This window comes from Blastococcus mobilis (genome assembly GCF_900188025.1).
In the GTDB taxonomy this organism is placed as follows: Bacteria; Actinomycetota; Actinomycetes; order Mycobacteriales; family Geodermatophilaceae; genus Blastococcus_B; species Blastococcus_B mobilis.
On the sequence record NZ_FZNO01000003.1, the window covers coordinates 225261 to 244961 of the forward strand.

Genomic DNA, 19701 nt, shown 5'->3' on the forward strand with positions numbered 1-19701 from the left:
CCGGAGGTCTCCCTGAGGAGGGCCGGCACCGGCTCAGCACAACGAGATCAGCTACTTGGCCGCGGTGCGGTCCGTAGGACCGCGATGTCCCAGAGCGGCAAGGTCCTGTCGCACCAGGTCCGCGGCGCCCACCAGCCCCGCCTGGGGTCCGAGCTCGGCGGCGGCGATGCGGGGGCCGGGACGGAACCCGCGCCCGGGGAGGGCCCGGTCCAGCCGCTCCCGCGCCGGGGCGAGCACCATCTCGCCCAGCTTGCTGACCCCGCCGCCGATCACCACGACCTCGGGGTCGAGGACGGCGGCCAGGTCGGCGATCCCCTGGCCCAGCCAGATGCCGACCTCCGTGACCAGTTCCAGGGCCAGCGGGTCGCCCTCGGCGGCGGCGCGGGCGACGTCCTCACCGGTGAGCCGGTCGGGCTCGTGGTCCACCCGTTCCAGCAGCCCCGCGGCGGCGGCCGGAGACGTGCGGGCGACCTCGCGGGCGGTCTGCCCGAGGGCCGTGCCGCTGGCGTACTGCTCCCAGCAGCCGCGGTTGCCGCAGGCGCACAGCCGACCGTCGGGGACGACGCGCATGTGCCCCCACTCCCCCGCCACACCGTGCGAGCCGCGCCGCAGCCGGCCGTCCAGGACGATCCCGCCGCCGATACCGGTGCCGAGCGTGATCATCAGCGCCAGGTCGGCGCCCCGTGCGGCGCCGTACCGGTACTCGGCCCACGCCGCGGCGTCGGCGTCGTTGCCCACCCAGAGCGGGCGCTGCAGCCGGGCGGCGAGGTCCTTGCGCAGCGTCGAGTTGCGCCAGGCCAGGTGCGGGCTGAACAGCACCGTGTCACCGGTGCTGTCGAACCATCCGGCGGCGCCCACGCCGACGCCCACCAGCTCGCCGTCGTGACAGGCGGCGAGCTCCTCGACAACGGCGACGATCGCGTCCTCGGTGTCGGTGACCGAAGCACCCGGGGTGGCGCGGCGCGCGATGGCGACCACGGTGCCGTCGGCGGCCACGATGCCGCCCGCGACCTTCGTGCCGCCGACGTCGATGCCGAGCGCGGCAGGCCCGGCCGTCATGCGATGTCGATCTGCTGGACCGGCGGGGGCGGCGGGCTCTCCTGAGCGCCCGCGTCGGTCTCCCTCACCGGCACGTCCGGTCGCCCGGCGGCAGCCACGGTGCGCAGAGCGGTGGCGGCCGCGGTGAGCACGTCGGCCAGCGCCTCGGTCACCTCCGGCCGCTCGCCGCGGACGACGGCCGCCACCTGGCAGATCGGGCACCACCAGCATTCCTCGGCGTGCCCGTCACCGGCGGCCCCGTCAGCGGCGGGCGATGCGCCGACGGGCCCGCCGCGCAGGGCCTCGACGAGGCGCTGCGCCTGGTCGATCCAATCCGTTCCGGGTGTCATGGGGTCCTTTTCTCGGCGCTGAGGAGGTCGGCGGGCCACAGCTGCGGATCGGGGCGGAAACCCACCACGAGGCGGGCGGTGGCCGTAGCGGGATCGAGGAGCCGGCCGCCGGTCACCTCGCACCGGCGCAGCAGCGGATCGAGCCGCAACGACCGGCGGGCCCCTCCCACGGTGAGCACGAGATCGTCCACCCAGCGGGTCAGCTGCACCGCCTCTCGCTCGGCGAACGGCAGCGGCACGGTGAGCTGCCAGGCCCCCTCGTGCCGCTCCGGCCCGGGCACGGGGAATCCGGTGACCTCGGGAAGGAGGCCGTCCAGGAGCCCGGCGAGCTCGTCGGCATCCCCGGGAGCCACGGCGAGCTCGGGAACGCGGTGGACCGGCGCGACCTCGGCCAGAGCGGTGAGGACGGCGTCCTGCTCCGCGGCGCGGCGCCTCGTCCACTCGTCGTCGCCGCCCAGCGGGAGCACGCGGCTGAGCACCGCGCCGGTCCGCAGGCCGTGCAGGCCCAGGACGGTCGCCACCGAGCGCAGCGCCGGCCCGGCGGATGTCCGCGGCGCTGCCACCAGGACGACGCCTGTGTCGACCGGATCGGCCAGGCGGTCGCGGGCGAGCAGCGCCTCCACGGCCGGGACGGCGGACAGCGCGGCATCCACCGGGCCGCGACGGGCGGCCCCGGCCGCCACCGCGGCGGTCCGGACGGCGCCGAGCGCCCGCATCCCGGGGGGCATCAGCTGATCCAGCCACCAGCGCAGGGCGGCGGACAGGCCGACCAGCGTCGTCGCGGACTCGACGGGTCCGGCGTCGACGACCACGAGATCGGCCTCCACCCGCCCGAGGTGGGCGAACAGGCCGAGGTCCGCGGTCCCGGGCATCGGGACCACCGAGGTAGCGGGCGGCAAGGTCAGCTGCGGCAGCACGGCCGCGAGCGCGTCCGCAGTCCCCGTCCACAGGTTCTCGAGGGCATCCTGCGGATCCACGGTGGTCACCGTCAGGCCCGGTTCGGCGTCCAGCCCCCTGACGCGGACGCCCTGCCTGCAGAGGAGCACGGTGTGCCGCCCGGCTCGGGCGGCGTGGACGGCGGCGGAGGTGGCCAGCGTCGAGGTCCCCGCCCCGCCCGGACCGGTGAAGAGCAAAGTTCGCATGGCACGCCCCGCTGGGGACATCAGCCCTCGACGCGCTTCTTGAGCTCCTTGAGAGCCGTGTCGAGGATGACCTTCTCGGCCTTGCGCTTGATCATGCCGAGCATCGGGATCGAGAGGTCGATGGCGATGGCGTAGGTGACCTCGGTGGCGCCGTCCCGCTCGGTGAGCGTGTAGCTGCCCTCCTGGCGCCGCTGCATCTGGCCCTTGACGAGGTTCCAGGACACCGCGCGGTCGCCGTCCCAGGTGTAGTCGAGGACGTAGTCGTCCTTGACCGCGCCGGCATCGAGCACGAAGTGCACCCGCTGCGCGCGCCCGTCGGGCCCCGTCTCGAGGACCTCGACCTTCTTCGCCGCGGCGACCCACTGCGGGTAGGAGGCGAAATCGGCGATGACCGCCATGACATCGGCCGCAGGCGCATCGACGACGATCGACTGGGTGGACTGGTCGGCCATGGGCAGCAGGCTAGCCGTTTCCGCCGTTCAGCGAGCCGGTGGCCCGACGCTGCCCTACTCATGGGTAGGAATTCCGGCTAGATTCGACGCGACGTCCCTGGCCGGGGCCGCGGGCGACGGCGCCCCCGGACGGCGGGGAGGAGAGGACCAGGCGTGCGCGAGTTCAGCGTTCCTGCGATCACCGAGGTGGGTCCGGACGAGGCCCTGACCGACATGCTTGCCACCAACGTCGCCGAGCACGGCGACGAGGTAGGCCTCCGCGTGCGGCGCAACGGGCAGTGGCAGGACGTCACCTGGAAGGAGTTCGGCGCCCAGGTTGCCGGGGTCGCCAAGGGCCTCGTGGCCGCGGGCGTCGCACCCGGTGACCGGGTGGCCCTGCAGGCGAAGACCCGCTACGAGTGGACGGTCCTCGACTACGCCATCTGGACCGCCGGCGCCGCCGTCGTCCCCATCTACGAGACGTCCAGCCCCGATCAGGTGGCCTGGATCCTGTCCGACTCGGGCGCGACCGCCGTGGTCGTCGAGCGCGACGAGCACGCCGCGGCCGTCGAGTCCGTCCGTGACCAGACACCCAATCTGCGGTCGGTCTACGTCATCGACGACGGCGCGGTCGACCAGCTAGTCCAGGCGGGCAAGGACGTCCCCGACAGCGAGCTCGAGGCCCGCCGTGCCACGCTCTCGGCCGACAGCCTGGCCACCCTGATCTACACCAGCGGCACCACGGGCCGCCCCAAGGGCTGCGAGCTCACCCACTCGAACTTCTTGTTCGAGATCGGCAACGCGATGAACCTGCTGGGCCGGTTCATGAACGTGCAGGGCTCCCTCCTGCTGTTCATCCCGCTGGCCCACGTGCTCGCCCGCGTCATGCAGGTCGGCGCCGTCAAGACGCGCACGGTCATCGGCCACACCCCCGACGTCTCGAACCTCGTCCAGGACCTCGGCGAGTTCAAGCCGACCTTCGTCCTGGCCGTCCCGCGTGTCTTCGAGAAGGTCTTCAACAGCGCCAAGGCCAAGGCCGAGGGCGACGGCAAGGGCAAGATCTTCGACAAGGCCGCCCAGGTCGCCATCGCCTGGTCCCGCGCGCAGGACACGGGTGGGGCCGGGCTGGCCCTGAAGGCGCAGCACGCGCTCTTCGACAAGCTGGTCTACGGCAAGCTCCGGGCCGCGCTCGGCGGTCGCTGCCTCGGCGCGATCTCCGGTGGCGCACCCCTGGGCGAGCGGCTCGGCCACTTCTTCCGCGGCATCGGCGTCACCGTCTACGAAGGTTACGGCCTGACCGAGACGACGGCCGCCGCGTCGGTGAACCACGACGACGCGCTGCGCATCGGCACCGTCGGGCGGCCGCTTCCCGGTGTGGAGTTCCGCATCGCCGACGACGGCGAGGTCCTCATCCGTGGCGGCATCGTCATGCGCGGCTACTGGCGCAACGAGGAGGCCACCAAGGAAGCAATCGACTCCGAGGGCTGGTTCCACAGCGGCGACATCGGCGAGCTCGACCGGGACGGTTTCCTGAAGATCACCGGGCGCAAGAAGGAGATCCTGGTGACCGCCGGCGGCAAGAACGTCGCCCCCGCGGTGCTGGAGGACCGGCTGCGCGCTCACCGTCTGGTGAGCCAGTGCATCGTCGTCGGCGACCAGCGTCCGTTCATCGCCGCGCTGATCACCCTGGACCAGGAGGCGCTCCCCGCCTGGCTGGAGTCCAAGGGCAAGCCGGCGGGTCACACCGCCGACCAGCTGTGGGAGGACCCCGAGCTCCTGGCCGAGATCGACGCAGCGGTCAAGGACGCCAACAAGGCGGTCTCCCAGGCCGAGGCGATCAAGAAGTTCAAGATTCTCGGCACCGACTTCACCGAGGACAACGGCATGCTCACCCCGAGCCTGAAGCTCAAGCGCACCGTCGTCATGAAGGAGTTCGGCACCGAGGTCGAGGACCTGTACGCCGGCTGAGGCGGCCCCCTCCAGGGAACCGCCCCGAGCTTGCGAGGGGTGGGGAGGAGGAGGTCCTTCCGCCGTCCCGCAGTCGTGGGGCGGGGCTCAGTGCTGTGCGGCCCCGGGTTCGAGCAGCTCGGCGAAGGTGGCAGCGATCGTCGTCCACGACCACCGCTGCTCCACCCAGGCCCGGCCGGCCTCGCCCATGGCCCGCGCACGGCGCGCGTCGGACAGCAGGCCGGCGATCGCGTCGGCCACCGCGCTGGGTGAGCGCGGATCGATGACGTGCCCCGTGACGCCGTCGCGCACCGCCTCCGGGGCACCGCCGGAGGTGCCGGCGACGACCGGGCGGGCACAGGCGGCGGCCTCCAGGAACACCATGCCCAGGCCCTCGACGTCCAGCCCCGCACGGCGGGTCCGGCACGGCATGGCGAAGACGTCTCCTGCCGCGTAGTAGCCGGGAAGCCGGGCCGCCTCGACCGGGCCGGTGAAGGCGACCGAGTCCTGCAGACCGCGCGCCACGACCGCCCGGCGGAGGGTGGCCTCCGCCGGGCCGCCTCCGACCAGGAGCAGCCGCGCGGAGGGGTGCCGGTCGAGGACGCTCGGCCAGCCGGCCACCAGGACGTCCTGCCCCTTGCGTGCGACCAGCCGGGACACGCAGACCACGACCGGCGCGTCGCCGAGACCGTGCCGCCGCCGGACGGCCGAGCCGTCCACCTCCGGGTTGAAGAGGTCGACGTCGACCCCCGGTGACAACTGGGCCAGCCGGGTGCGCCCACTGAGGGCCGGCGCGAGCCGGTCCCGGGTGTAGTCGCTGATGTAGGTGACCACATCCAGGCCGGAGGCGATGCGCCGCATGAGCTGCCGGCTCCCCGGCAACGCCACCCAGCCGGTCTCGTGGCCGTGGGTGGCGCCCACCAGATGGCGAACGCCGGCGTCGCGCAGCGCCGGCGCCATCAGCCCCAGGGGCGCGGCCGCGCCGAAGAAGGCGCTGTCGCAGCCGTGCCGCTGGGCGAGCTGGACGGCGGCGCGGGTGGCGCCGGGGGTGGGCAGGAGCATGCCGGTGGGCTGCCGGACCACCGGATAGGGCAGCCCCGTGTCGTGATCGGCCGACCCGGGGGCGTCGGAGGCCAGGACGACGACGGAGTCCGGCGGTCGGCGGGCCAGCAGGGCCGCGACGAACGTCTGGATGCCGCCCTGGCGCGGTGGGAAGTCGTTGGTCACGACCAGCGTGCGGGTCATGGACGGTTCAGCTCCGCCCAGTCGGCAGCCAGCGCCAGCCGCTGCGCGACGGTCGGGTGCGAACCGAAGAACCAGTGCCACACGCCCGGCGGGTCGGGGTCGGAGAGATTGGACGCGGCGAGGTCCTGCTGCATGGCGACGAACGCCTCCGGGTCGTCCGTGAGGTCGAGGGCGTGCACGTCCGCCCGCGCCTCGACGTGGCGGGACACCCCGTTCTGCACCGGCGCGGACAGCAGCGTGCCCACGGTGATCAGGAAGAGCGCCAGCGGAACCACACGGGGATCTCCCGGACCCTCCGCGCCGGCCCGGCGCAGCAGCGTCGGCGACGAGAGCAGCCAGCCCAGCGCGGCCACGCCGGCGCCCGCCCCCAGCGCGCCCATCAGGGTGCCGGTGAGGACGTCGTCGTTGGCGACGTGGCCCAGCTCGTGGGCCACGATCGACTCGATCTGCTCGTCGGGCAGCCGCTCGAGGACGGTGTCGTAGACGACGACGCGGCGGGTGGTGCCGAACCCGGAGACGTAGGCGTTCAGCGCCGTCGTCCGGCGCGAGGCGTCCGACACCAGCACGTCCTGCACCGGCGTGCCGTTCTCCTCCGCCAGCTGGAGCAGGTCACTGCGCAGCCGGCCCTCTGCCAGCGGCTGGAAACGGTTGAAGGCCGGTTCGATGAGCACCGGCCAGAGGAAGGACCCCACGACCACGAAAGCGGCGGCCCCCGCTCCGGCCCACGCCCACCACGTCCGCGGCGCCCGGCGGGCCAACCAGACCAGGGCGAGCAGGCCGAGCGCGGTCAGCCCGGCATCGATGGCCGTGGAGACCGCGACGTCGCGCAGCCAGAGCCCCCAGCTCCGGGTGGACAGCCCGTAACGGTGCCGCACGACCTCGCCGTAGGCCGCCAGGGGCAGCGTGGCCAGCCGTCCGATGACGGCGAGGGCGAGGACGCCGAGCAGGACCTGCCAGACCCATCCCCCGCCCAGCGGCCTGGCGACCGCCCGCACGAGCCGGGCACCGGCCCGCGTCAGGCCCAGGACCGCCGAGACGGTCAGGCCGAGCAGCAGGGAGATCAACGAGGCGGGGCGGAGGGCCGCCGCGAAAGACTCGGCACGGTTCAGCTGCGCCTCGGAGAGACCTGCGGTGGGGTCGACCGGGGTGCGTCCGCCGACCGGATCCGGCAGCGGCACCCAGGGGGTGCGGACGGCGATGACGACGGCGAACGCGATGCCGAGGACGACCGCGGCGGCCAGCGCGGCCCGACGGGCAGTCACCCGGCCGATCCTAGAGAAAGGACCCCCCTGCCCCCCGCCACTCGCAAGCTCGCGTCGGGACCCTGCAGGAGGGCCACCCGACGAGGGCCGGTGACCCCTTGTGGGGTCACCGGCCCTGGCCGAGGCGGTGCGGAGGTCAGCCGGCGATGCGGCGGGCGTGGGTGAACCCGCTCATCGAGTTGAAGTCGACCACCATGACCGGCTTGCTCGACGTCGACGCGTGGACCATCTTGCCGTTGCCGACGTACATCGCCACGTGGCTGGTCGGGCTGTAGTAGAAGAGCAGGTCACCCGGCTGCAGGTCACCGACGGAGACCGGCGTGCCCATCTGCGACTGGCTCTTGCTCGAGTGCGGCAGGCTGACGCCGGCCGCCGAGTAGGCGTACTGGGTCAGGCCGGAGCAGTCGAAGGAGTTCGGCCCGCCGGCACCCCAGACGTAGGGGTCGCCGACCTGGGCCAGGGCCGTGTCGACCGCCACCTGCGCCGCACCGCTGGGGGCGACCACGCCGCTGGGGACGACCTGCGCCTCCGTGCCACCGTGCGCCTGGGCGACTGCTTCCTGCTGCGGAGGAGTGAGCGCCGCGAACTGCCGCTGGTAGTCGGCGATCTGCGCCTCGAGGTCCTTCTGCTGTTCGGCGATCTCGTCGACCGCCCGCTGCGCCTCGGCCTGGGCCTTGTCGGCCTCCGCCTGCGCCTGCTCGGCCGTGTCGGCGGCGTCGCCGACCAGTGCGACCTGCTGGTTGGTGTGCCCGGCAATGGCATCGAGCGTGCCCAGCTGGTGCACGAGCTCATCGGCCGAGTCGCTGGTCAGCAGGACGTCCAGTCGCGAGAAGCCCTCGGTGGTGTACGCCGACCGCGCCAGCTGACGGACCTGACCGTCGAGCGCATCCAGCTGTGCCTGCGCGTCGGCCGCGGCCTGCTGGGCGCTCGCGACGGCCGCCTGCTGCTTCTCGAGCTGCACCTTCGCTTCGTTGAGCTGCTCGGTGACCACCTCGAGTTCGTGCTCGGCGTCGGCGACGAGGCGGGTGATCTGCGCCGGATCGGTCACCTCGTCGGGCTCGGCGCTCGCGGTGCCCGGGAGGACGGTGAAGGTGAGGGCTGCGGTGACTCCGAGGAGGAGACCCGAGCGGAGCCAACCGGCGTGACCAGCCCGCGTGTCAGCGGACGGCCGGGCGGTGGCGGAGTGTTCGAGGGCGTGCGGCAGTACGGCGTGTGGGGTCGCCACGAGCGGCGGCTCTCCGTTTCTTCCTCTGCAACCGCCTACCGAGTTAGCTGACGGGTTCGGGCTGGGAAGACTGGCCCTATCCCCTGCGCACCGGCGAACCGGCCCTACAGGAGAACTCACCCCAGGACTGCGGTGGGTCCCCGGCTCGCCGTCGAGCACCTCTGCAGGCGCCGTCAGGCGATTAGGCGGTGCCCGTCCGAGGTCACCCCTCTGCGGGTGACGACCACTCGGTCGGACCGGCAGACCCTAACGACCGTGATGTTGATGTGACAACCGGAAGCTACTGGGACGGGCGTGACGAAGATCTCGATCGAGGCAGTTCCCGCTGCTCAGGTGGCCGTCGGCACTGCCATGGCACGTGCGGCGGACCGTTCCGTCCGGACTCCTCAACCGGTCCGCCGTTCCCCGTCGGGGCCCTCCTCCTCCGCGTTCCGGTGCCGCAGCGGCGGCACGAGACCGACGTCGGCAAGGGCACGGACGGCCCGGCGCTCGACGTCGTCGAACTCCACGACCACCCCGTCGGGCGGAACCACGGCGTCCTCGGCCGTGATGCCCGCCGCGCCGGTGTCCGATGTCCGGGCGCGCCCGGGCAACGCGACGACCACCGGGTCGGTGGTCTGCCAGCCCGGCGGCGCACCCAGCAGGACGGTGACGACGCAGTCGGCGCACCCGATGGGTCGGGCGGTGCAGGTGTCGCAGTCGATCAGCATGGGTCTCTCCTCCGTGAGTTGTCCGCACGGTAGGAGTGGCCACCGACATTTCCGCCGGATGCGCCTCAGCTGCCGGCGTACTCCCAGTGCCATGGCTCCTCGCGCCCGTTGCCGGGCTCGGCCCAGTCGGGGTGGAGGAAACCGAAGCGACCGGCGTTGGCCTTCATCCAGTCGTACTGCGGCGTGCCGAAGCGCTCGATCCCACCGCAGAGGTCCACGGCCAGGCCCCAGCCGTGGTTGCTCGTCCCCGGGACCGCGGCCAACGCCGGCTTCTGCCCGTAGAGCCGCACCTGGCTGGCATAGGTGCGGTAGGAGTCGGTGATGCAGAGCGGCGTCCCGAAGGCCCCCGCGTAGGCGACCGACATGGCCCGGTACGCCGCGGCAGCGTCGCAACGCAGCCTGTGGCCCGCTGCGCCCAGGGGGCACATGGCGCTGGGCGGGATGAGCCCGTTCGGATAGCCGCCCCAGGCCCGGGCACCGCCGTAGCTGGACGGGTAGACGGTGTTCCCGCACTCCACCCGGAGGGCGCCGCCGGTGGGCCCGGGCACGGGGGACGGCGACCGCTGGCCGAGACTCGGGCGGCCGATGCCGAGGACCTGGTCCGCGGGCAGCGTGCGGACGACGACCGCCCCGGCCCGCGCGTCAGCGGCCAGCATCGTCTTCGGATCCAGGGCGATGCCGACGTGGCCCAGACCGGACTCACCGGTCCCCAGGAAGACGAGGTCACCGGGCAGCACGTCGGCCGGGGCGACCGGCACGGTGACGGCGTAGAGGTCGGCCTGGTTCCCTGGCAGGGAGACACCGGCGGCCGCGTAGACCGACTGCACCAGCGATCCGCAGTCCCAGGACTCGGGGCCCGCGGTACCTGGGGCGTAGGGCAGCCCCAGGGCGTCCATCGCCGCGGTGACCGCGGTCAGCGTCTCCGCCGGGAGCACGAGCAGCGAGGTCGGTTGCCGGGGCAGCTGCGCCGCGCCGCGCTGGGCTCCGCCGCCGCCGGCGCCGACCGGCACCAGGCCGGCCGGCAGACCGGCGGGCGGGTCCAGCAGCGCCGAGGCGGGCGGGGCGGTGATCCCGGCCGCGGCGAGCTCCTCCACGTAGGCCCGCCAGTTGGCCGCGGTCCGGTCGTTGACCTCCAGCTGCTCCTGCTGCAGCTGCGCCAGCTGACGGTCCACGACGCCGAGCGCCTCGTCCAGCTCGTCGGTGACCCTGGCCGCCGCGGCCTCCAGCTCGGCCACCCGGCCGGCGACGGCGTCCGCCCGCTCCCGCGCCTGCGCGAGCGCAGCCGATGCCTGCCGCTGCTGCTCCAGGGCGGCCTGTCGCAGCTGCTCGGCAGCGCCGATGACCTCGGCGGCGTGCGCGTCGACGATCTCCAGGAACCCCATCGCTGCGACGACGTCCCCCGGATCCCCACCGGAGAGCAGGAGCGTCAGTGGGGTGAGAGCGCCCCCGTCCCGGTACACGGCGGCCGCGTAGCCGGCCACCTCCGCCTGGTGGACGGCGAGCTCGCCCGCGGCGTCGGACACGACCGCCTCCGCCGCGACGACGGCCTGCTCGGCCTCTGCCAGCTCCTCCCGGGCGGCGGTCACCTCCGACGCCTGCTCCTGCAGCCCGGTCTGCACCTCGGCGGCCCGCTGCTGCAACTCGTCCAGGGCACGGCTGTCGAGGACCGCCGAGGTACCGCCTGGCTGATCACTCGGCGCGGCCGCCGCCGGCTGGGCCGCGGCCGCGAGCGCGGCGACCGCGAGCACCGTGATCGCTGTCCGCGCGGCCGTCCCACGAGTGCGCCACCGGGAGCGCGCGAGCATCAGTCCACCTCTGCGTGTGCGGGGCCGCCACAGCGTTGCCATGGCTCCATCCGGGGTGATGCTGTCCTGATCATCGGCATTTCGCCAGGTGAGCGCGCCGACGGCCCCTCTCCCGGGCTACGCCCATGACCTGTGGGGCCGGTCCTGCGACGCCGCGCGCCGGTGGACGGACCGGCGCGGCATCACAGGAGTGTCATTACCCCGACCTACCGTCCGCCCGTGCCCTCCTCCCCCGCTCCACCACACCGGACGAGCCAGCGGTACGAGCAGGTCACGATCGACGAGCTCGGCACGCCGCTGTCCGACGTCACCTTCGTCGTGGTGGACCTGGAGACGACCGGCGGCTCGCCGAAGGACAGCGCGATCACCGAGATCGGGGCGGTCAAGGTCCGCGGCGGGGTCGTGCTCGGCGAGTTCCAGACCCTGGTCGATCCGGACCGGGAGATCCCGCCCTACATCAGCGTGCTCACCGGAATCACCTCGATGATGGTGGCCGCGGCCCCCCGCATCGGCACCGTGCTGCCCTCGTTCCTCGAGTTCGCCCGCGGCGCGGTCCTGGTCGCCCACAACGCCCCCTTCGACATCGGCTTCCTCAAGGCGGCGTGCGCCGAGAACGGCCTCGCCTGGCCGGCCGCGGCATCGGTGGACACCGCCGTGCTGGCCCGCCGGCTGCTGACCCGCGACGAGGTGCCCAACTGCAAGCTGGCCACGCTGGCGCCCTACTTCTCCGCCACCACCTCGCCGACCCACCGCGCCCTGGACGACGCCCGGGCCACCGTCGACGTGCTGCATGGCCTCTTCGAACGGCTGGGCCCACTCGGCATCACCTCTTTCGAGGAGCTGACCGGCCTGACCCGCCAGGTGGACCCCGAGCGGCTGCGCAAGCGCCACCTCGCCGACGGCGTCCCGCGCGGGCCGGGTGTCTACCTGTTCCGCGGACCCCGCGACGAGCCGCTCTACGTCGGGACGTCCAGCGACCTGCGCAGCCGGGTGCGCAGCTACTTCTCCGCCAGCGAGCAGCGCAGCCGGATCACCGAGATGGTGGCGCTGTCCCAGCGGGTCGACACGATCCCGTGCGCGCACGACCTCGAGGCCGCCATCCGGGAGCTGCGGCTGATCGCGGAGCACAAGCCGAGGTACAACCGCCGCTCCCGGTTCCCGGAACGGGCGCTGTGGGTGCGGCTCACCGAGGAACCGTTCCCGCGACTGTCGGTCGTCCGACGGGTACGGCCCGGCGCCGGCGTGTTCCTCGGGCCCTTCCCGGACCGGCGGGCCGCCGACGCGGCGGTCGCCGCCGTCCACGAGGCCCTGCCGCTACGGCAGTGCACGACCCGGATCTCGCCACGGGTGGCGGGCTCGGCGTGCGCACTGGCCGGCATGGGCCGGTGCGGGGCCCCGTGCACCGGTGCTCAGTCGGTGGAGGAGTACGCCGCCATCGCGTCGGTCTTCCAGGCGGCCGTCGACCACGACCCACGCGCGCTGGTGGCGCCGCTGCTGGCACGGGTCGACCGGCTCGCCGCCGAGGAGCGTTACGAGGACGCTGCTGTGCTCCGGGACCGCGTCGCCGTCCTCGTGCGGGCCGTGCGCCGCCGACAGCGGCTCCAGTCGCTGGCCGCCGTCCCCGAGCTCGTGCTGGCCCGCGCCGACGGCTCCGGCGGCTGGCATCTCTCGCTCGTCCGCCGCGGTCGGCTGGTCGCCGCGGGCGGAGCGCCACAGGGGACGTCGGTCCGCGGCATGCTCCCGGGCCTGCTCGCCACTGCCGAGACGCCGACGGCGCCGGACGACGAACTCGCCGCCACGGTCGACGAGACCGAGCTGATCATGCGCTGGATGGAGAAGCCCGGCACCCGCCTCGTCGAGCTCACCGGCACCCTCGCCAGCGCGGCGCCGGGCACGGGGCCCTTCAGCTCCTTCCTGGCCCGCGTGGAGACCGGCCGCACCGGCCGCGACCCCTTCGCCGACGACCGGTCGCTCGGCACCCGGGCACGACCCGACCGCGTGAGCGCCGGCGCGGGCGGCCGGGTGCGGTCCCCGCTAGGCTCGCCGGCGTGATCACCGCCATCGTGATGATCGACGCTGCCACCGATGCGATCCCCGAGGTGGCGGCGGCCATCGCCGACCTCGACGGGGTCAGCGAGGTCTACTCGACCGCCGGAGAGGTCGACCTCATCGCCCTCGTGCGGGTGCGTGAGTTCGACCAGGTCGCCGAGGTCATCGCGGGGCGGATCAACAAGGTGCCCGGCGTGCTGGAGACGGAGACGCACATCGCGTTCCGCGCCTACTCCCGGCACGACCTCGAAGCGGCCTTCGCGATCGGCTTCGAGACCGCCGACTGAAGCCCCGCTGCTGGTCCCGCCCCGAGCCCGCGAGGGGTAGGGGCAGCGGAGTTCTTCACCGCTCGGGGCGAGCCTCGGGACGGGGTGCTTCTTCAGCCTCGGGCGGCTTGGCTGACCGACACCCACCGCTCCAGCTGCGCGGCAGCCCGGCCGTCGTCGATCGCCGCCGTGGCTCGCGCCATACCGGCCGCGATCGCGTCGTGCAGCCGGGCCGACCGCTCGTCGTAAGCGGCCAGGGCAGCGGCCGCGTTCAGCACCACCGCGTCGCGGACGGGCCCCTGCTCACCGCCCAGCACCCGTCGGAAGACGTCGGCGTTGAACGCCGGAGACCCTCCGCGGAGCGCGTCCGGTGGGGAGGCGGGGATGCCCAGCGCCGCGGGGTCGAGCCGGTCGGGTTCCACCTCGCCGTCGCGCACGACCCACACCGACGACGTCGTCGCCGTCGTCAGCTCGTCCAGGCCGTCGTCGCCGCGGAACACCAGCGCGCGACCACCCCGCGCGGCGAGCACGTCGGCCATCACCGGGGCCATCCGTGCATTGGCGCAGCCGATGGCGGCGGCCACGGGCCGGGCGGGGTTGGTCAGCGGGCCGAGGAAGTTGAAGACCGTGCCGATCCCCATCTCGCGCCGCGGCGCCGCCGCGTGCCGCATGCCCGGATGGAACACCGGCGCGAAGAAGAAACCGATGCCGGCTTCCTGAACGCAGCGCGCGACGGCCGGCGCGGACAGGTCGATGGCCACACCGAGCGCTTCCAGCACGTCTGCCGCACCGGAGGAGGACGACGCGGCGCGGCCACCGTGCTTGGCGACCGGCGCCCCGGCCGCGGCGGTGACGACCGCCGCCATCGTGGAGATGTTCACCGTGTGGGCGCCGTCGCCACCGGTGCCGACGATGTCGACGCAGTCGAGCGACAGCTGCACCGGGGTTGCCTGGGCGAGCATCTCGGCGGCCAGGCCGGCGACCTCCTCGGCAGACTCACCCTTCGCGCGGAGCGCGACGGCGAAGGCTGCCACCTGGACCGGCGTGGCCTCGCCGGTCATCACCTCCCGCATCGCCCAGGAGGTGTCGGCCGCCGCGAGGTCCTCGCGGGCGAGCAGACGATTGAGGAGAGCCGGCCAGGTCGGATGCCCGGCGGCCGCACTCATCGGCGCCTCACCGGCGGACGACGGGACGCCGCGCGTGGGCGCGCAGCAGGTCCGCCACCATGCCGGGCGCGGTGAGCGGGTCGATCGGCAGCGGAAGCGTCCCCTCCGCGCGGGACCAGTGCGCGAGCCAGCGGTCGGGCTGCCGGGCGATGAGCAGGCACACGGCAGGCCGGTCGGGGACCTCCTGCTCCAGCTGACGAGCCAGCGCAAGGCCGCCGGTGGGCTGCGCCTCGCCGTCCAGGATGCACAGGTCCACGCCGCCGGAGTCGACCGCGGCGACGACCTCGTCACCGGTTGCGCACTCCAGCCAGGTCAAGGGACCGACGTCGGCTGCGGGGCGGCGCCCCACCGCCGTCCGGACGGCGTCCCGGACCTCGGGGCGGTGGCTGTAGACCAGCACGGTGGCCGGAATCGAGTCGGCCTGGGTGGCGTCGGAGGCGGGGCTCACCCCGCCGAGCCTAGTGCCAGGCCAGGACACTTCTCCGGCAGGCGGCGACGTCGGTAAAGAGCAGATCACTTTGCCGCGACGCCAGCGCACCCGCGGTCGTGACGACCCCCTGCCGATGCCATGATGACCCTCGTGACAACGGCCCCCGTCGCGAGCAGCACCTTCGACACCTCACGGGTGCACTCCCTGACCAGACCGAACATGGTGAGCGTCGGCACGATCATCTGGCTCTCCAGCGAGCTGATGTTCTTCGCCGGCCTGTTCGCCATGTACTTCACGGCGCGAGCCCGGGCCACCGAGGGGTGGCCACCGGAGCCGACCGAGCTGAACCTGCCCTACGCCACGGTCTTCACGGTCATCCTGGTGCTCTCCTCTGTGACGTGCCAGTTCGGCGTGTTCGCCGCCGAGAACGGGAACGTCTACGGCCTGCGGCGCTGGTTCACGATCACGTTCGTGATGGGCCTGATCTTCGTGCTCGCACAGGCCAACGAGTACCGCGTGCTGGTCATCGACCACCACACGTCGATCTCGTCGTCGACCTACGGCTCGGTCTTCTACATCACGACCGGCTTCCACGCCCTTCACGTCATCGGGGGCCTCGTCGCCTTCGTCTTCTTGCTCATCCGGTCCACCATGGGCCGGTTCACGCCCGCGCAGGCGACCGCGGCCATCGTGGTCTCCTACTACTGGCACTTCGTCGACGTCGTGTGGGTCGGGCTCTTCGCCACGATCTACCTGATCCGCTAGGGAACCGGTGTCCACCACGAACCCGCAGTCCGAGGCCATGTTCCCTGAGAACGGGCTCTCCGAAGCCGAGCCCGACGGCAACCCGGCCGGCCGGGCCCGCGCCCGGCGCCGCTCCAAGCACCGCCGCCGGCTGGCCAACGTCGCCGGCCTGATGACCGCCCTGGTGCTCACCGGCGCTCTCTACTCAGTGTTCGCACCGGCGCAGGCGGCTGACGACACCTCGGAGTCCGCCGCCGTGGCGGCCGGCCGGGAACTGTACGAGCGCAGCTGCATCACCTGCCACGGCGACAACCTCGAGGGCGTCCCCAACCGCGGGCCGTCGCTGATCGGCGTCGGCGAGGCCGCCGTCTACTTCCAGGTGCACACCGGCCGCATGCCGCTGGCGCGCCAGGAGGCGCAGGCCCCGGACAAGCCGGCCGTGTTCTCCGACGAGGAGATCGACCAGCTCATGGCCTACGTGCAGGCCAACGGCGGTGGCCCGACCCTCCCGTCGGGCGACCTCCGCGACGGTGATCTGGCGGAGGGTGGTGAGTTGTTCCGGCTCAACTGCGCCTCGTGCCACAACTTCGTCGGCGAGGGCGGTGCGCTCTCCTCCGGCAAGTACGCCCCGAGCCTCGACGACGCCAACGACCTCGAGATCTACACGGCGATGCTCACCGGGCCGGAGAACATGCCGGTCTTCGGCGACAACCAGCTGACGCCGGAGGAGAAGCGCTCGATCATCAACTACGTGCAGACGATCAACCAGCAGCTGGACCCCGGCGGCGCCGGCGTGGGCCGAATGGGCCCGGTGGCCGAAGGCCTGGTCATCTGGGTCGTCGGCGTGTCCGCTCTGATGTTCGGCATCTTCTGGATGGGGAGCAAGGCGTGAGTGCGCGCGATACCCGCCCCGGTTCGACCGGCGGCGCGGACACCCCCGGACCGCTGCACGGCGGTCCGGACGACGACTACACCCCCGAGCAACTCGCGGCGATGCGCCGCGAGGAGCTCGACCTGCTGGGCGCCCGGTACGACGGGGTCGAGGTCCTCCACGTCGAGCCCGGCCCCGAACCGGGTTCGGCGCTGGAGAAGCGGGCGGTGCGGCAGGTCGGCACGGCTTTCACGCTGGCCGGCGTCTTCGCCTTCCTCTTCGTGGTCGTCTACGTGGGCTCGGGCTGGTTCCTCCCCGACTGGCACTGGGAGATCACCGAGCGCGGGTGGAGCGCCCTGTTCACCCCGATGCTCGGCCTCTTCATGGGTCTCGCGATGACCATGGTCGGCGTGGGCCTGGTGCTCTACACCAAGAAGCTGCTGCCCCACGAGACCGCAGTCCAGGACAAGCACGACGGCTCGCACTTCGACCGCGTCACCGCAGGTGCCACGCTGGTCGGCGGCTACCACAACAGCGGACTGGGTCGACGCAAGCTGATCACCCGGTCGCTGCTCTTCATGGGTGGGGGCTTGGGCCTCATGCTCCTCATGCCCCTCGGCGGCCTGATCAAGAACCCGAACAAGGGCGACCCCCTGGGGACCACCAGCTGGGCCGAGGGCGTCCGCCTGCTCCGGGACGACGGCACCCCCATCCGTCCGGGTGACCAGGAGCCAGGCTCGCTGGAGACGGTCTTCCCGGCCGTCCCGGGCGGCAACCGCCAGGCCGATGCGGCGACGATGCTCATCCGGCTGCGCCCGGAGCAGGTCGATGCCCTGCGGCCCCGCGAGGGCCACGCGGACTTCGCCTACGGCGAGTACGTGGCCTACTCGAAGATCTGCACCCACGCGGGCTGCCCGGTCTCCTTGTACGAGCAGGAGACCAGCCGGATCCTGTGCCCGTGCCATCAGTCGCAGTTCGACGTGACGCAGGGCGCCAAGCCGGTGTTCGGTCCGGCGACGCGGGCCCTCCCGCAGCTGCCGATCGGGGTGGACGACGAGGGATTCTTCATCGCGCGCAGCGACTACATTGAGGCCGTAGGCCCCACCTACTGGAACCGGGAGCGCATCTGATGGCTCGTACCGCCACGGCACCAGGCGCGCCGACCACCAGGCTGGGCAAGGCAGCGGTCGAGTTCGACGACCGGTTGATCGTCGCCGCCCCACTGCGCCGGACGCTGAACAAGGTCTTTCCCGACCACTGGTCGTTCCTGCTCGGGGAGATCGCCCTCTACTCGTTCGTCATCCTGCTGCTGTCGGGCACCTACCTGACGTTCTTCTTCGACGCCTCGATGCGTGAGGTCGTCTACGAAGGCTCGTACGCGCCGCTTCGTGGCGTGGAGATGTCCGCCGCCTACGACTCGACGCTGCAGATGTCCTTCGACGTCCGCGGCGGCCTGTTCATGCGACAGCTGCACCACTGGGCGGCACTGCTCTTCGTCGCCTCGATCGTGATGCACCTGCTGCGCATCTTCTTCACCGGCGCCTTCCGCCGGCCACGGGAGAGCAACTGGCTGATCGGTGTCGTGATGCTGGTGCTGGCGCTGCTCATGGGCGTCACCGGTTACACGCTGCCCGACGACCTGCTCTCGGGCACCGGCCTTCGCATCATCAGCGCGATCCTGCTGTCGATCCCGGTCATCGGGACGTGGGCCCACTTCGCCGTGTTCAACGGCGACTTCGTCGGCGAGCAGATCATCGGCCGCTTCTACATCGCGCACGTGCTGCTCTTCCCGGCGATCCTGCTGGCGCTGATCGCGGTCCACCTGCTCGTCCTGGTCAAGCAGAAGCACACCCAGTTCCCCGGGCCGGGCCGCACCGAGCACAACGTCGTCGGAAACCGGCTCTTCCCGGCCTTCGCCGGGAAGGCGACGGGTCTGCTGTTCGTCGTCTTCGGCGTCTGCGCGGCGCTGGGCGGGCTGGTGCAGATCAACCCCGTCTGGCTCTGGGGGCCGTACAACCCGGCGCAGGTGTCCTCGGCGTCGCAGCCTGACTGGTACATCATGTTCCTCGACGGCTCGACGCGGATCTTCCCGCCGTGGGACATCAACCTCCCCGGCGACTACACGATCCCGGCACTGTTCTGGCCGACAGTCGTGGTCGCGGGTGCGATGTTCACGGTCCTCGCGCTCTACCCCATGATCGAGCGCAAGCTGACCGGTGACACGGCCTCGCACCACCTGCTGCAGCGGCCGCGCGACGTCCCCGTGCGGACCTCGCTCGGGGCCATGGCGCTGACCTTCTACGTGTGGCTGCTGCTCGCCGGCGGCAACGACGTCATCGCCGACAAGTTCAACATCAGCCTGAACGCGATGACCTGGGTCGGCCGGATCGGTGTGATCATCCTGCCGCCCATCGCGTACGCCGTCACCTACCGCATCTGCCTCGGCCTGCAGATGCACGACCGTGAGGTGCTCGAGCACGGCATCGAGACCGGTGTCATCCGCCGGCTGCCCAGCGGCGAGTTCATCGAGGTCCACCAGCCGCTCGGCCCGGTGGACGAGCACGGACACGGCCAGCTCGCCTACGGCGGTGCGCCGGTGCCGAAGCGGATGAACCATGTCGGCGGTGCCCGTCGGGCCATCCGCGGCTTCTTCACCCCGATCGAGGAGCCGTCGCAGGTCGAGCTCGAGCAGCGTGCCGAGGGGCGCGGCCTCGCGACCGCCGAGAGCGAGCGCGAGCTGACGTCGTCCGGTCGTCCGTCCGACGGCGGTCGCCCGTCCGACGGTGGCCGTCCGTCCGACGGTGGCCGTCCGCAGGAGCCGCGCGACTGAGCGCAGCACGACCAGCACGGCCAGCAGGGCCCCGGTGGATTTCACCGGGGCCTGCTGCTGTATCCGGAGCGGCCGCCGCAGCGCGGGGACGACCTGCACTCACTCCCCCGCATCGTGGAGCGTTCCGGGTGCCTCATGAGTTCTGCAGGACACCGGGAGCCGTAGGTCGACCTGAGGAGCCGCCGGCACC

The 19701-nt window shown here is 72.6% G+C and carries 18 protein-coding genes and 1 riboswitch; of the genes, 7 read left to right on the forward strand and 11 right to left on the reverse strand.

What is annotated here, in order from left to right; all coding sequences use genetic code 11:
- Positions 1-51 precede the first annotated feature (51 nt).
- Genes CHB94_RS04395 through CHB94_RS04410 form a run of 4 tightly spaced genes read right to left on the reverse strand, consistent with a single transcriptional unit; the run spans position 52 to position 2982 of the window.
- Complete coding sequence (locus tag CHB94_RS04395; RefSeq protein WP_089335356.1) at positions 52-1059, reverse strand: ROK family glucokinase; 1008 nt, start codon at positions 1057-1059, stop codon at positions 52-54.
- Positions 1056-1388, reverse strand: a complete 333-nt coding sequence (locus tag CHB94_RS04400; protein WP_089335357.1) for a hypothetical protein — start codon at positions 1386-1388, stop codon at positions 1056-1058. The genes CHB94_RS04395 and CHB94_RS04400 overlap by 4 nt, the downstream gene beginning before the upstream one ends.
- A complete protein-coding gene (locus CHB94_RS04405; RefSeq protein ID WP_089335358.1) occupies positions 1385-2530 on the reverse strand; it encodes an ArsA family ATPase in 1146 nt (381 codons plus the stop codon). Before CHB94_RS04405 ends, CHB94_RS04400 begins: the two co-directional genes overlap by 4 nt.
- A 20-nt stretch (positions 2531-2550) precedes the next feature.
- On the reverse strand, positions 2551-2982 hold the full coding sequence (locus CHB94_RS04410; protein WP_089335359.1) for an SRPBCC family protein: 432 nt from the start codon (positions 2980-2982) through the stop codon (positions 2551-2553).
- 153 nt (positions 2983-3135) lie between these two features.
- Here CHB94_RS04410 and CHB94_RS04415 point away from each other — a divergent pair, with 153 nt between their 5' ends.
- Positions 3136-4929, forward strand: a complete 1794-nt coding sequence (locus CHB94_RS04415; RefSeq protein ID WP_089335360.1) for an AMP-dependent synthetase/ligase — start codon at positions 3136-3138, stop codon at positions 4927-4929.
- Between the two features lie 87 nt (positions 4930-5016).
- Here the strand turns inward: CHB94_RS04415 and CHB94_RS04420 are convergent, their stop codons facing one another.
- The 5 genes from CHB94_RS04420 to CHB94_RS24985 form a co-directional block, all read right to left on the reverse strand.
- A complete protein-coding gene (locus CHB94_RS04420) occupies positions 5017-6153 on the reverse strand; it encodes a glycosyltransferase family 4 protein (protein WP_089335361.1) in 1137 nt (378 codons plus the stop codon).
- Positions 6150-7415: a M48 family metallopeptidase gene (locus CHB94_RS04425; protein ID WP_089335362.1), complete on the reverse strand. Its 1266-nt coding sequence runs from the start codon at positions 7413-7415 to the stop codon at positions 6150-6152. The genes CHB94_RS04420 and CHB94_RS04425 overlap by 4 nt, the downstream gene beginning before the upstream one ends.
- Positions 7416-7551: 136 nt before the next feature.
- On the reverse strand, positions 7552-8640 hold the full coding sequence (locus tag CHB94_RS04430) for a C40 family peptidase (RefSeq protein ID WP_089335363.1): 1089 nt from the start codon (positions 8638-8640) through the stop codon (positions 7552-7554).
- A 16-nt stretch (positions 8641-8656) separates the two neighbouring features.
- Positions 8657-8838, reverse strand: a riboswitch (cyclic di-AMP (ydaO/yuaA leader).
- Positions 8839-9026: 188 nt separating this feature from the next.
- Positions 9027-9350 carry a hypothetical protein gene (locus CHB94_RS04435; RefSeq protein WP_089335364.1) on the reverse strand — a complete coding sequence of 108 codons (324 nt, stop codon included), beginning with the start codon at positions 9348-9350 and terminating at the stop codon, positions 9027-9029.
- 65 nt (positions 9351-9415) lie between these two features.
- Entirely contained in the window at positions 9416-11155 is a 1740-nt protein-coding gene (locus CHB94_RS24985) for a D-alanyl-D-alanine carboxypeptidase family protein (RefSeq protein WP_176445410.1), read from the reverse strand.
- 219 nt (positions 11156-11374) lie between these two features.
- Here CHB94_RS24985 and CHB94_RS04445 point away from each other — a divergent pair, with 219 nt between their 5' ends.
- Both CHB94_RS04445 and CHB94_RS04450 read left to right on the forward strand, forming a co-directional pair.
- Complete coding sequence (locus CHB94_RS04445) at positions 11375-13207, forward strand: DEDD exonuclease domain-containing protein (RefSeq protein ID WP_089335365.1); 1833 nt, start codon at positions 11375-11377, stop codon at positions 13205-13207.
- A complete protein-coding gene (locus CHB94_RS04450) occupies positions 13204-13491 on the forward strand; it encodes an Lrp/AsnC family transcriptional regulator (RefSeq protein ID WP_089335366.1) in 288 nt (95 codons plus the stop codon). The genes CHB94_RS04445 and CHB94_RS04450 overlap by 4 nt, the downstream gene beginning before the upstream one ends.
- Before the next feature lie 92 nt (positions 13492-13583).
- Here the strand turns inward: CHB94_RS04450 and trpD are convergent, their stop codons facing one another.
- On the reverse strand, positions 13584-14636 hold the full coding sequence (gene trpD / locus CHB94_RS04455; protein WP_089335367.1) for an anthranilate phosphoribosyltransferase: 1053 nt from the start codon (positions 14634-14636) through the stop codon (positions 13584-13586).
- Between the two features lie 7 nt (positions 14637-14643).
- Positions 14644-15084 (reverse strand): response regulator, encoded by a 441-nt coding sequence (locus CHB94_RS04460; protein ID WP_176445411.1) that lies wholly within the window; start codon positions 15082-15084, stop codon positions 14644-14646.
- Positions 15085-15207: 123 nt separating this feature from the next.
- On the opposite strand from CHB94_RS04460, the gene ctaE reads away from it, so the two are divergent.
- The 4 genes from ctaE to qcrB are packed head-to-tail and all read left to right on the forward strand — an operon-like array spanning position 15208 to position 19511.
- Positions 15208-15831 (forward strand): aa3-type cytochrome oxidase subunit III, encoded by a 624-nt coding sequence (gene ctaE, locus CHB94_RS04465; RefSeq protein ID WP_368073846.1) that lies wholly within the window; start codon positions 15208-15210, stop codon positions 15829-15831.
- A gap of 7 nt (positions 15832-15838) precedes the next feature.
- Positions 15839-16702: a cytochrome bc1 complex diheme cytochrome c subunit gene (gene qcrC, locus CHB94_RS04470; protein ID WP_254920396.1), complete on the forward strand. Its 864-nt coding sequence runs from the start codon at positions 15839-15841 to the stop codon at positions 16700-16702.
- Positions 16699-17811, forward strand: coding sequence for a cytochrome bc1 complex Rieske iron-sulfur subunit (gene qcrA / locus CHB94_RS04475; protein WP_089335369.1), 1113 nt, complete (start codon positions 16699-16701; stop codon positions 17809-17811). The genes qcrC and qcrA overlap by 4 nt, the downstream gene beginning before the upstream one ends.
- Complete coding sequence (gene qcrB / locus CHB94_RS04480; RefSeq protein ID WP_089335370.1) at positions 17811-19511, forward strand: cytochrome bc1 complex cytochrome b subunit; 1701 nt, start codon at positions 17811-17813, stop codon at positions 19509-19511. The genes qcrA and qcrB overlap by 1 nt, the downstream gene beginning before the upstream one ends.
- Positions 19512-19701: the final 190 nt, after the last annotated feature.